10 protein-coding genes are annotated in these 13,360 nt (G+C 38.5%); 8 read left to right on the forward strand and 2 right to left on the reverse strand.

Annotation, left to right across the window (positions count from 1 at the left end; all coding sequences use genetic code 11):
• Nucleotides 1-51: 51 nt before the first annotated feature.
• Nucleotides 52-2,376 (reverse strand): Tex family protein, encoded by a 2,325-nt coding sequence (locus AC27E9_RS00295; RefSeq protein ID WP_487126249.1) that lies wholly within the window; start codon nucleotides 2,374-2,376, stop codon nucleotides 52-54.
• Between the two features lie 209 nt (nucleotides 2,377-2,585).
• Here AC27E9_RS00295 and glmU point away from each other — a divergent pair, with 209 nt between their 5' ends.
• The 5 genes from glmU (at nucleotide 2,586) to AC27E9_RS00320 (ending at nucleotide 9,214) form a co-directional block, all read left to right on the forward strand.
• The gene (glmU, locus tag AC27E9_RS00300) at nucleotides 2,586-3,947 is read left to right on the forward strand and encodes a bifunctional UDP-N-acetylglucosamine diphosphorylase/glucosamine-1-phosphate N-acetyltransferase GlmU (protein WP_487126250.1); all 1,362 of its coding nucleotides are present in this window, start codon (nucleotides 2,586-2,588) and stop codon (nucleotides 3,945-3,947) included.
• 218 nt (nucleotides 3,948-4,165) lie between these two features.
• On the forward strand, nucleotides 4,166-4,927 hold the full coding sequence (locus AC27E9_RS00305; RefSeq protein WP_487126251.1) for a DeoR/GlpR family DNA-binding transcription regulator: 762 nt from the start codon (nucleotides 4,166-4,168) through the stop codon (nucleotides 4,925-4,927).
• Nucleotides 4,928-4,942: 15 nt separating this feature from the next.
• Entirely contained in the window at nucleotides 4,943-6,775 is a 1,833-nt protein-coding gene (gene glmS / locus AC27E9_RS00310; protein ID WP_487126252.1) for a glutamine--fructose-6-phosphate transaminase (isomerizing), read from the forward strand.
• 335 nt (nucleotides 6,776-7,110) lie between these two features.
• Nucleotides 7,111-8,496 (forward strand): tetratricopeptide repeat protein, encoded by a 1,386-nt coding sequence (locus tag AC27E9_RS00315; protein ID WP_487126253.1) that lies wholly within the window; start codon nucleotides 7,111-7,113, stop codon nucleotides 8,494-8,496.
• A gap of 118 nt (nucleotides 8,497-8,614) precedes the next feature.
• Nucleotides 8,615-9,214, forward strand: a complete 600-nt coding sequence (locus tag AC27E9_RS00320; protein ID WP_487126254.1) for a CCXG family PEP-CTERM protein — start codon at nucleotides 8,615-8,617, stop codon at nucleotides 9,212-9,214.
• 100 nt (nucleotides 9,215-9,314) lie between these two features.
• Here AC27E9_RS00320 and AC27E9_RS00325 read toward each other — a convergent pair whose 3' ends face one another.
• Complete coding sequence (locus AC27E9_RS00325) at nucleotides 9,315-10,208, reverse strand: LysR family transcriptional regulator (RefSeq protein ID WP_487126255.1); 894 nt, start codon at nucleotides 10,206-10,208, stop codon at nucleotides 9,315-9,317.
• Nucleotides 10,209-10,303: 95 nt separating this feature from the next.
• On the opposite strand from AC27E9_RS00325, the gene AC27E9_RS00330 reads away from it, so the two are divergent.
• The 3 genes from AC27E9_RS00330 (at nucleotide 10,304) to AC27E9_RS00340 (ending at nucleotide 13,295) form a co-directional block, all read left to right on the forward strand.
• Complete coding sequence (locus tag AC27E9_RS00330; RefSeq protein WP_487126256.1) at nucleotides 10,304-10,903, forward strand: short chain dehydrogenase; 600 nt, start codon at nucleotides 10,304-10,306, stop codon at nucleotides 10,901-10,903.
• 256 nt (nucleotides 10,904-11,159) lie between these two features.
• On the forward strand, nucleotides 11,160-12,389 hold the full coding sequence (locus AC27E9_RS00335; protein ID WP_487126257.1) for a hypothetical protein: 1,230 nt from the start codon (nucleotides 11,160-11,162) through the stop codon (nucleotides 12,387-12,389).
• Between the two features lie 105 nt (nucleotides 12,390-12,494).
• Nucleotides 12,495-13,295, forward strand: a complete 801-nt coding sequence (locus AC27E9_RS00340; protein ID WP_487126258.1) for a hypothetical protein — start codon at nucleotides 12,495-12,497, stop codon at nucleotides 13,293-13,295.
• The last annotated feature ends 65 nt before the right edge of the window (nucleotides 13,296-13,360 follow it).

Below are 13,360 nucleotides of genomic sequence, written 5' to 3' on the forward strand. Positions count from 1 at the left end.
CGAATTTTTAGTTTAACTTTTTAATTTACTTATCAGCACTGCATGCCAGTGTTATTTTTTTAATTTAGCAAAAGCATCAGCAAAGGCGTTACCCATGGCTGCATTGTTGGCTGGCTTAGCTTGCTGTGGTTTTGATGGACGCTTATTTTTATTGTTATGAGGTGCTGCTTTTGACGCTTTTTCAGTAGCTTGAGCTTTAGGCTGTTTTGGTGTTTCATCTAAGCGCATGGTTAAGCTAATACGCTTACGTTGAGGGTCAACTTCGGTTACTTTAACCTTAACAACATCGCCAGCTTTTACTATTTCATGTGGATCGCTAACAAACTTATTCGTTAATGATGATATATGCACTAGGCCGTCTTGGTGAACGCCAACATCAACAAAAGCGCCGAAGTTAGCGACATTAGAAATAACGCCTTCTAAAATCATGCCCACTTTTAAATCGGCTATTGTATTTACCCCTTCTTTAAAAGTCGCCGTTTTAAACTCAGGTCGAGGGTCTCGTCCCGGCTTTTCTAATTCATTAATAATACCCTTAACGGTAATTTCACCAAAATTCTCGTCAGTGAATGTCTCAATGTTAATGGCGTTAAGCACAGCTTTATTACCAATCAATTCATTAATATTTTGAGTTGTTTGAGCTAATATTTGCTCAACAATTGCATAGGTTTCTGGGTGAACACCTGAACAGTCAAGCGGATTATTACCGTTTGTGATACGCAAGAAACCAGCAGCTTGTTCAAATGCTTTTGGACCAAGGCGAGCAACTTTTTTAAGTTCATTACGGTTGTTGAAACGACCATTTTCATTACGGTAATTAACGACATTATTTGCCATGGTTTTATTCAAACCTGACACTCTAGCAAGCAATGGCGCGGAAGCACTATTTAAATCAACGCCAACAGCGTTAACACAATCTTCAATAACATTGTCTAAGGTAAGGCTAAGCTGGCTTTGGCTAACATCATGTTGGTATTGACCAACGCCAATGGCTTTGGGATCAATTTTAACCAGCTCTGCTAATGGGTCTTGTAAGCGACGAGCAATAGAAACCGCACCACGTATTGAAACATCCAATTCCGGAAATTCATTAGCGGCTAATTCTGATGCGGAATAAACCGAAGCACCTGCTTCGCTCACGATCACTTTTGTTGGCTTGTTATTTTCTATTTTGCTGATTACTTCAGCGACTAATTTGTCACTTTCACGTGAGCCAGTGCCATTACCAATGGCAATAAGTTCTACTTTATGTTGTTGGCAAAGGTTGACTATAGTGCGTAGTGATTTATCCCAATGATTCTGTGGTGCGTGTGGGAAAATAGTTGCGGTTTGCAGCAATTTTCCTGTTGCGTCTACAATAGCAATTTTACACCCTGTTCGCATGCCAGGATCTAGGCCTAAAGTTGTTTTTGCGCCAGCAGGCGCTGCCATAAGCAAATCGTTCAAGTTACGTGAAAATACTTTTATTGCTTCTATTTCTGCTTGTTCACGCAATGAACCCAATAACTCAGTTTCTAAGCTTTGGCTGAGTTTAACTTTCCAAGTTGAATTGACCACTTTGGTTAAGAACTGTGCGGCAGCTTGCCCGGTTAAACGCAAATTAAAATGTTCGGTAATCAGTTGCTGGGCACTTGAAAATGAACCATCTTGCTGTGGATCAGCGTCAATACTTAGTGAAAGTAAACCGTCATTTCGGCCGCGCAACATAGCTAGCATTCGATGTGAAGGTACAGTTCTTAGTAATTCTGAATGCTCAAAATAGTCGCGATATTTCCCCGCTTCTGCGGTTTTTCCTTTGATTACTTTACTGCACAAGTGCGCTTGTTTTAGTAAATGGCGGCGTAATTTCTGAATTAGGTTGGCATCTTCAGCAAAGCGCTCAACTAAAATAAAGTGTGCACCTTCAAGTACAGCTTTCTCGTCAGCAAAACCCTGCTCTTTATTGATAAATGCACTAGCTTCTTGCTCTGGGTTTGTTTGCCAATTGTTATAAATTTTATTGGCTAATGGCTCAAGCCCAGCGGTAATGGCGATTTGCCCTTTGGTTTTTCTTTTTGGCTTAAACGGTAAGTATAAGTCTTCAAGACGAGTTTTATTGTCGGCATTATTAAGCTCAGTATTTAGTGCTGGCGTTAATTTTCCTTGCTGCTCAATATTGGCAGTAATAACTTTTCTACGTGCCGCTAAATCTCTTAAATAAGTTAGGCGCTGTGCTAAGTGGCGTAAATGGTTGTCATCAAGGCCTTGCGTTGCTTCTTTACGATAACGAGCAATAAAAGGAACTGTTGCCCCTTCATCTAATAAATTTATCGCAGTCGTTATTTGGCTGGTTTGTACCGCAAGTTCTTTAGCAATTTGCTCAGCAATGGGTGTCATTTAGCTGTGTTCCTAATTCTTTAACAAGTGAGAGAATATCTGGCGCACAGTATATACCTAAACCTAAGGTATATGCGATATACAAGCAGCTGTAGTTGCTATAAAAATAAGATAATTTTCATTCATATAATTTTAATAGTGCCGTGGTTAAAATAGCGCTACAATGCTGGCGTCTATCGTTTAATTTAATAAAAATAACCGGAAATTTTATGGCTCTCTCTGTTGTTATCTTAGCTGCGGGTAAAGGTACTCGTATGCGTTCTGCTTTACCAAAAGTTCTTCACCCTGTTGCTGAAAAGCCTATGGTTGCTCATGTTATTGATGCCGCGCGCCAAGTTTCGGCTGAAAATACTTATGTGGTTTACGGCTTTGGTGGTGATATTTTAAAGAGTAAAATTACCGGCGACGATTTAACCTTTGTCGAACAAAAAGAACAATTAGGTACGGGTCACGCTGTCGATATGGCGTCACCATTTTTAAGCGATGATGAAGATGTTTTAGTACTTTACGGTGACGTGCCTTTAACGAAAGTAAGCACATTACAACGTTTAATTGCCGCAAAACCAGATAATGGTATGGCTTTACTTACTGTACACTTAGCAAACCCTACAGGTTATGGCCGTATTATACGTGATGCAGACAATACCGTTGTTGGCATTGTTGAGCAAAAAGATGCTAACGCGGAACAATTATTAGTTAACGAGGCGAATACCGGTATTTTGTTAGCAAATGGCGGTGATTTAAAACGTTGGTTATCAAACTTATCTAGTGACAATGCGCAAGGTGAATATTATTTAACTGATATTATTGCTGCGTGTCATCAAGAAGGTAAAACAATAGCAACTGCTCACCCAGACAGTGAAATTGAAGTTGAAGGTGCCAATAACCGTGTTCAACTTGCAGGGTTAGAGCGTGCATATCAATTACGTAAGGCTGAAGAACTTATGATAGCTGGTGCGAGTTTACGCGACCCTAACCGTATCGACATTCGTGGTAATGTTAATGTTGGTCAAGAAGTAGTAATTGATATTAACTGTATTTTTGAAGGCGATGTTGAAATTGCAGATAACGTAGTTATTGGCGCTAACTGTATTCTAAAAAACTGTCGCATTGGTGCTGGCGCGGAAATAAAGCCGAACTCTATTATAGAAGATGCTGTTATTGGTGAAGTAGCATCTGTTGGGCCATTTGCTCGTATTCGCCCAGGTTCAGAATTAAAACGTGATGCTCATGTTGGCAACTTTGTTGAAATGAAAAAATCAACGTTAGGTGAAGGTGCTAAAGCGGGTCATTTAACTTATTTAGGTGATGCTGAAGTAGGCGCTAAAGCTAATATTGGTGCGGGTACTATTACGTGTAATTATGACGGCGTTAATAAATCAAAAACTGTTATTGGTGCTGGCGCTTTCATTGGTTCAAACGCATCATTAGTTGCCCCTGTAACTATCGGCGATATGGCAACAACAGCCGCAGGCTCAGTTATTGTTAAAAATGTTGATGATAATGAGCTTAGCGTTGCTCGTGGTAAGCAACGAAATATTGCTGGCTGGAAACGTCCAACGAAAAAGTAGCACGAATAACTGTCGCTAAAATAGATGCACTCACTTAATCATGAGTGCATTTTTGTTTTTAGTCGCTGACGTTTGTCATATAAAAGTAACATTGTGCTGCTAAATACATTAAAAATGCTTTTAGTGGTCGTAATTATGATTAAATATTGTTTTTATTTTCAGCTTTTGTTCTAATAGCTAAGTTTTAAATCGAAACTTTTAAGAGTCAAACGAAAGAAATGTCAAAACGAAATACGCAACAACGTCGTCATACCATTATTGCAGAGTTAGGTAATTTAGGTGAAGTAAGTGTTGATAGCCTTGCTAAAAAGTTTGATACCTCAGAAGTTACAATTCGTAAAGACCTAGCGGTATTGGAAAATAGTGGTTTATTGTTACGTCGTTATGGTGGTGCTGTGCCATTGCCAAATGAAATTATTGAGCCAAAAACTGAAAAAGTTTCGAAACGAAAGGTTTTGATTGCTAAAACAGCTGCGTCACTTATTCGCGATCATAATCGCATTATTCTTGATAGTGGTAGCACAACATCAGCTTTGGTACGTGAGCTTAGTGCGAAACAAGGTTTAGTTGTGATGACCAATTCATTAGCAATTGCATCAGACCTACACGCTTTAGAAAATGAGCCAACATTGTTGATGACCGGTGGTACGTGGGATCCCCATTCTGAATCATTCCAAGGGCAAGTTGCAGAAAACGTTTTGCGCTCGTATGATTTTGATCAGTTATTTATTGGTGCTGATGGTATTGATATGGCGCGTGGCACTACAACATTCAATGAACTTCTAGGTTTAAGCCGTGTTATGGCAGAAGTTTCACGTGAAGTTATTGTGATGTTAGACTCAGAAAAACTGAACAGAAAAATACCGAATTTAGAGTTACCTTGGAACAAAATTCATACGTTAATTACAGATGCTGATATGCCTGAAAACGTACGAAATGAAATTATAAAGCAAGGTGTTAACCTTGTTATTGCCAGTTAAAAAAGGACAGGAAATATGTGTGGAATTGTAGGTGCAGTAGCACAGCGTGATGTAGCAGACATCTTAGTTGAAGGTCTTAAACGATTAGAATATCGTGGTTATGACTCTGCAGGTGTTGCAATTATTGATAACGACAACCAGCTAAAACGTGCTCGTCGTTTAGGTAAAGTGCAAGAACTTGCTGATGCTTTGCACGCCAACCCATTAGCAGGCGGCACAGGTATTGCGCATACTCGCTGGGCAACGCATGGTGCACCAAGTGAAATTAATGCTCACCCACATGTATCTTCAGAAACTATTGCAGTAGTACATAATGGTATTATTGAAAATCATGAAGAACTTCGTACTCGCTTACAAGGCTTAGGTTACGAATTCGTTTCAGAAACGGATACTGAAGTTATTGCGCACTTGGTTCACCATGAACTTAAATCAGCCGAGAGCTTACTTGCTGCTGTGCAAACCACAGTTAAACAATTAGAAGGTGCTTACGGCACTGTAGTTGTTGATACGCGCGACAAAGATCGTGTCGTCGTTGCTCGCTCAGGTAGCCCATTAGTTGTTGGTTACGGAGTTGGTGAAAACTTTATCGCCTCTGATATGTTGGCACTATTGCCTGTTACTCGTAAATTTTCATTCTTAGAAGAAGGTGATGTCGCTGAAGTAACTCGTTTTGAAGTGAATATTTTTGATATCGATGGCAACGCTGTTGTGCGCGAAGCAAAAGAATCAGAAGTAAGTCATGATACTGGTGACAAAGGCGAATACCGCCACTACATGTTGAAAGAAACTTACGAGCAACCAACGGCCATTCGCAATACTTTAGAAGGTCGTTTATTAGGTAATGCACTAGACACGCAAACTTTTGGTGATGGTGCTGATGATATTTTTAAAGAAATTGAACATGTGCAAATCATTGCTTGTGGTACAAGTTACCATTCTGGCATGGTGGCTCGCTACTGGTTAGAAGCTCTTGCGGGTGTTTCATGTAATATTGAAATTGCTAGTGAGTTTAGATATCGCCAATCACATGTTCCTAAAAACGCGCTATTAGTTACAATTTCACAATCAGGTGAAACTGCAGATACCTTAGCGGCATTACGTCTAGCAAAAAAATTAGGCTACCGCGCTAGTTTAACGATTTGTAATGTTGCCGGTTCTTCATTGGTTCGAGAGTCTGACCTTGCCTTTATGACTAAAGCCGGCGCAGAAATTGGTGTAGCATCAACCAAAGCTTTCACAACACAATTAGTTGGTTTGCTAATGATGACCTTAGCGATAGGTCAACATCACGGCATGTCAGAGCAAAAACAAAATGAAATAGCTCAATCACTAATGACCTTGCCAAATAAACTTGAAGAAGTGTTAGCACTAGCAAGCTCAATTGAAGATTTAGCAGAAGACTTTGCCGACAAGCATCATGCATTATTCCTTGGTCGTGGTGATCAGTACCCTATCGCGATGGAAGGTGCATTAAAGTTAAAAGAAATCTCTTATATTCATGCGGAAGCGTATGCTGCTGGTGAACTTAAACATGGCCCGCTAGCGTTAATTGATGCTGAAATGCCGGTTATTGTTGTAGCACCACAAAACGATTTAATTGAAAAGTTAAAATCAAATGTTGAAGAAGTACGTGCACGTGGCGGCTTAATGTATGTATTTGCTGACTCAAACGCTAACTTTAGCAGCGATGAAACTATGAAAGTAATTGAAGTGCCGGTTTGTGATGACTTAATAGCACCAATTGTTTATACCTTGCCATTACAGTTGTTGTCTTACTATGTTGCTATAATTAAAGGTACTGACGTTGACCAACCTCGTAACCTAGCGAAATCAGTTACGGTTGAGTAATGTAATAATTAATAATTTTTAGGTTTGTGAGAGAGTAATAAATTACTCTCCTACAAGGTTGAGCACATGTCTTAAAATTTAAATTATCAATTTAATAAAAGCAGCTTATAAGGCTGCTTTTTTATTATTTTAAGTTTGAGCGATTACTTAACATGTTATGCCTTTATTAGTTCCTTGGAATAATAAAGACACCCACTCTGTTAATACCTTTGTTAAACGATAACGCTGAATAAGAAATACAGTAGTAGCTTTTCTTGCAGTAAGTTAGGAAATCTGTAGTATTTACTAACTTAATTTATTGGTTTAATTAATAAAATATTAGGAGAGTAGTACTAGTGAATAAGTTTGTTTTTGGCGTTATCTTCGTTGGACTAGTGCTATGTGGCACAAACTCCGCTGTAGCCAATAATTTATCAGCCGCTCAATTAGCTTACTTTGAAAAAGAGGCGAAGCTAGACGATAAAATAGCGTTCGAACTCGCTCATGTCTATTTAAATGGCTCTCAAGGCGTGACCAAAAATCCTGAAAAAGCTGTCAATTTGTTTAAGAAATTGGCTGATAACTATAGCGAAGATGGAATTAAGGTGAAGTCTGCTTATATCTTGGGTGTTCTGTATATGGGACAGCAAGAACATGTAGTAGATCATCAACAAGCAGAGCATTATTTTAAGATAGCGGCAGAGGGAGCAACTAAAGATTCATTGACCGATGCGCCATATCACTTTGCTATGTTAACGAAAAACGATAAGGCATATATCGAGTTTTTGGAAAAATCAGCGTTACTTGGTTATGTGCCTGCAATGGTGCAATTGGTGACTGCTTATAGTGAAAAAAAACGCGTAAAAACGAATGATAATGCTTTGGTTAAGTGGCTTAGAATGGCCGCTGATGAAGATCATATAGAGGCACAAAATTTACTCGGTAATATGTACTTTAGTGGTGACATAGTTTATCAAGATTATGAGCGAGCTTATTATTATTTGATTAGAGCTGCCGAGCATAGAAACCCTGAAGCTCAATCAAAATTGGGGCTAATATATAAATTAGGGCTTGGAACAAAAGTTGATTTAGTAAAAGCACAAAAATGGTTTGAGCTAAGTTATAAAACAGGCAATGTAATTGCTGGAGAAAATTTGGCTGGGCTTCTGTTATCTTCTGAAAAGCAGGAGGAAGTTAAAAGAGGTTTATCAATATTGGAAAGTGTTGCGAAATTAGGTTCTAAATCTGCTGCACAGAAAGTAGTGTCAATTTATCAAGAAGGAAAGCTGGTTAAGAAAAATGCTGAACAGTTAGCGTTTTGGCAACAACAGTATCAAAACAATAAAGATGATCATTCTGAAGTAATTGGTCTAAATAAAATAGAGCAAGGAGAGGAGAAAGTTTATAAAGCTTCTTCAAAAGCTGTTAGCTTTCATGCTAAAGGTTGGCAGTTTCTAAAAGATAAAGATTATAACAAAGCTATTCCTCTATTAAAGCAGGCTGCACTTCTTGATTTACCCGTTGCACAGCTTGATTTAGCTATTGCTTTAATTCAACAAGCACAATACCTTGAAGATGAAGCTTTATATTTAAAGGCTTTTGCTTGGGTAAAAATTGCTGCTAATAACCAACAAGAGCGCGCAGGTGAACTGTTATCAGAAATGCAAAATGCTTTTGATACGCGAATGTTACAGAAAGCTCTATCACAATATCGAGATATTAAAGGCCAAATTGCCAAATAAGAGAAATTTTCACTGAAATCTTTATTTTATACGTGGACAGTTCGGCCATATTTTTAGTGTCACCGACCATGTAGCATTACCTCACACTCAGTAATATTGAATGCATGAGAGGTGTAACATGGTTAAATTTATCACTACTGTTTTTATTTTCATTTCTTTGATGGTGAGCCAAAGCTCATACGCTAGTTTAATTTCTTTCGATACTAAGAGCTTAAGTGGAGAGCAATTAACAGGTGACTTACAATCTTCATGGCTTGCAAATTCAAATGAGGTAAGGTCACGTGAGCTTGAAAAATTTGAGCTTATTGATATTGGCCGAAATACGATTGGTCATTTAAGCATTGATTTCAACGTAGCAAAACAAGGGTTTTGGAGTTTTGATTTTGGCTTAGATGCTGGCTATGGTGCTGAATTGTTTATCGATGGTAACCTTTTAGTGAATAGAAGTGATAACCTTTGGTGGACTAGAAATTGGCAGCACTCAGATGTATTTAGTATCGATACATACGATTTTTCCATAGGCGCTCACACCATTGATGTATTTTTTGCTGAGAATTGTTGTGATGGCTTAAGCACCGTGCGATTTACTAATCACGCGACACAAGAAACGTCTATTTTGTCATCAGATTCATTGAAAGCAGCATCGGTTTCAGAGCCTAAAACAGTCGCAATATTTGCTTTAGGTGCATTGGGGTTCATGTTACGTCGTAAATTTTAAATTTAATTTGATAGCAAATAACCTGATTCTTGATCATAAAAAAGCAGTAGATGAAAATTTGCTGCTTATTTGTAACCAATAACATGCGAATATTTTTACCTTAATTTTTGTTTTCCAGTAAATAGTTGATTAATGCCTTAAGTGTTGAGTTCGCTAATTTATTAGCTGGAAATACCAGTGAAACGGGCGACGGTTTAAATTCAAATGCTTTTAAAACGGGAACAAGTTGCCCTTTATCTAAATAGGATTGCATTAAAAATGTTGGTAGCAGTGCAATACCATGACCATCGGCGGCAAGCCTTGCTGTTACTTCGCCATCATTCGCTTCTATAAAAGCCGAAACAGCAACAAGCTGCTCTTTATCGTTTTCCATATAACGCCATCTACCAGGTAGGCGATTTGAACTGTCTAGAATGCATTGGTGATTTATCAGTTCGTTGGGGTGTGCAGGTTCACCAAATTGTTTTAAATACTGAGGGCTGGCAACAAAATGAACGTTGACCGTAGAGTATTTTCTCGCAATTAAATTTGAGTCAGGCAATTCACCAACCCTAATACTTAAATCAATACCCTCTTCAACCATATTGACGAAGCGATTAACAAACATCCATGACACTTTTACATCAGGATGTTGTTTAACAAATTCACTGGTACTTTCAAGTACGCCAAGCTCGCTTGAGCCTAACGGTGCTGAAATTCGTATATTACCGGCAATTTTTTGCTGGCGCTCATGAGCAATGTTATCTAACTCATCAATGCGGCTAACAATGTCTTTAAAGCGCTCAATATAGAATACACCTTCAGCAGTTAAGTGCATTGATCTTGTAGTGCGATACAGTAATTGACAATCATAATGCGACTCGATATCTGACACTTGGCGACTGATTGCAGAGGTGACAATATTGAGCTCTCTTGCAACCGCACTGAAACTGCCTTTTTCTGCCACCATAACAAAAGTGTTCATAGCCTTGAGTAGATCTATTTTTCTTTTCATGAGAATAATCATTTCTCTTTGTGATTATTTTTCTTATTTAACAGTTTAAATATACTGGTTTCAAGCTCAATTACACAATTCACTTGGAGAGAATCATGAAAATTTTACTTATTGGCGCTAGCGGCACAATTGGTCAAGCAGTAGCAAAGGCACTTAATAATGAGCATACCGTTATTGGAGCTAACTACTCTGGCGGTGATGTTAATGTTGATATTGGCGATAAAGCTTCTATTGAAGCCATGTTCGAAAAAGTTGGTAAAGTTGACGCTATTGTATCAACTGCTGGCCTCGCTAACTTTGCCCCTTTGCATGAATTAACGGATGCTGACTATGCGCTTGCACTTAATAATAAGCTTATGGGCCAAATTAATTTAATGCGCTTGGGGCAAGGTTACCTTAACGAGAATGGCTCTATTACTGTTACATCAGGAGTTTTAGCACAAGAGCCTATGCAAGGTAGTGGCGTGATTAGCATGGCCAACGGGGCGTTAGAGAGCTTTGTAAAAGCCGCATCATTAGAGTTAGAAGGGATACGTTTTAATGCTGTTTCACCAATATTTGTTAAAGAAACTATGGCTATGATGGGTATGGATACCGAAAGTGGACTATCAGCAGCAGATACAGCTAAAGCTTATGTTGCAGCTGTAACCGGTAATATGAAAGGTGAGACGTTAGCGGCAACAACATTTGCCTAAACTCTAATCTATATAATAGGACAAGCCCTTTGTTGAGCATGTGTTGTTATTTTTATAGCAAAGGAGAAAGTAAGCAATTGTAAGCACTAATTTAATCTTTAGTATTCAAGCTATTACTAACAACATTGTTGTTTTAAGTTATTTGTTTTTGCAGAATAATTTAATTTTTGTGCGATAGCCTTACTTAGCCTTACAAACATTAAGCTTATGTTTTTATAAACTGCCTTTAATTAACGTCAACTAAAGGCAGTTTAACATGAGATTTAAGAATTTAATTACCTGTACTATTTTAGCTAGTACCCTTATGGCATGTGGTGGTAGTTCTAAAAAAGTGACTTCCGCACCGATTCCAACTCCAGCCCCTGTGCCAACACCTTCGCCAGCACCAAACGAGTTAGGTATATCTGCAGTGCCTGAAGCGCTTAAAGGCACCTACACAGCTGCATTAAAGTTTGATCGCTATACCAAGGTGGCAACACCTAATGGCGGCGCTATTCATATTGTTGCTCAAAATGGCATCTTAGAAAGTCAAATTGTACGTTCTCGTAATATATTGCAGCACTATTTAACTGATTATCCTGGTTCAATGTATGGTGCAGATAAAAGTGCCGTAGCGAATAAAATGGCAGAAAATAATGCCGTATTATTATTATTGAATGGAGTTGATGACGGCACAAATGCCGCTGCAGAGCTTGATGGCCAGCCCCTCTATTATGGAGAGATGCAAGTTGAAGGGCATGATTGGTATGTTAACCAGAATTACGAACATCGTGATGCTTCGTACGAAGAGATTCTTCATATGGTGCACGATTACGGTATTGGTGTTGACCAAGGCCCTTCTTTTATTGGCGCTTTACCTGAATACCAAGCCGAAATTCGCGCAGCACAAATTACTGCTTTATCGGGAAAACTTTGGGCATGGCCTGCTGAGCAAGCGAGCTGGATTGCCGAATTAACAGCAGAGAATAGTTTGTCGCAAGAATATTTAGCTTCAGTCATCGACACTTATTACGGCCTTTGGGGAGCTTATGACAACCCATACGGAATGTGGGGAATGTATATTGCTAAAGGCCGTGCAGACCTCGCAACAAAAGACCCAGAAGGTGCAGCTATTATGGATAATAAATTCTTTCATCCATACCTGACTTATAACGCCCGTATTGACGAAAGCTTTGCCGGTGATTTTAGCCTAGTTTTTAATGACGAGGTCAAATATAGTCATCACTCACAATACCTCAAAGATATTACTTTAACGGGGACGAATGATAGTAATGTCATTGTTAATCAACGAGATAATAACATTACCGGTAATGCAGGTGCTAATTTGGTCACTTTCTCTGGCTCATCAGAAGAATACAAAATAACAAAAGAGAATGATGTAGTGACAGTGCAAGACCTTCAAGATAATCGCGACGGCACTAACACCTTAACTGCCATTGAAAAAATAGCGTTTACAGACGTAACCCTTGAAACTTCGAATTTATAAGCAACGCTAAAAATAATGCAAAAAAGGTTTCTACTAATAAATAGTATTAGTTGCGAGGCCTTTTTCATTTTTAGAACTTAAATCCTAACAAGGTAAGGATTAAATATGGAAATTGAATCACTGCAAGCACACATTCCTACAGAGATATTAGGTAGCCGTTCGTCAGATATTAAAGCGACAACGGCCGAAGATGAAGTCAATCAATCTCAAACATTACAATCATCAAACAAGCAAGCTTCGCAATCAGTGAATGTTTCCTCAATGGCAAGCTTAATGCAAGCGTTAGATGCTACTTCAGATAGTATTGACCTTATTCTGGAACAAAAATTAACGACTAAGCAAAGTGAGGCATTAAGTGATATTCACAACAAACTTGATGCGCTATTTGAAAATGATAACTTATCAGCGACACAAGAAAAATCAGCAGCTGTGTTATTTGAACAAGCCGATAACATTTATCTGTCAGCAACTGAAAAGTTAACGGGCAGTGAGCATAAACAAATAGATAAATTATCTGAAAAAATGAATCAGTTAACGGAGCAGCTTTCCCAACTAGAGCAAGTTAACTCAGAAAAACCACCAACTTTCTCGGTACAAACAGGCCAAACAAGTGAAATGTTTTCGGGAAGTGTGTCAGCCGGTGGCAGTAATAAGGTTGAACAGGCAAATAGTGGAGGAGGCTCAAGCTCAACTAAGAAAAAATTAACGGTTGCCGAATTAAATGCTCTGTCGGTAACAGAGTTAAATAAGTTACAGCCGAATCAACTGAAAAAGCTGAATGCTAAGCAACTGAATAAATTGAATGCAAGTTTGCTCAACACACTTGCTTTACCTCAACTAAAGATGCTCTCCGGTAGTAATGTTGAAAAACTTAATCAAAGTCAGCGAGATAAATTAGTAAGTTAATCTTTATTCGAATTACTGCGCGAGGTAATAAAAAATACCAACAAGTTAATTTGTTGGTATTTTTC

It is taken from the genome of Colwellia meonggei (assembly GCF_057537295.1).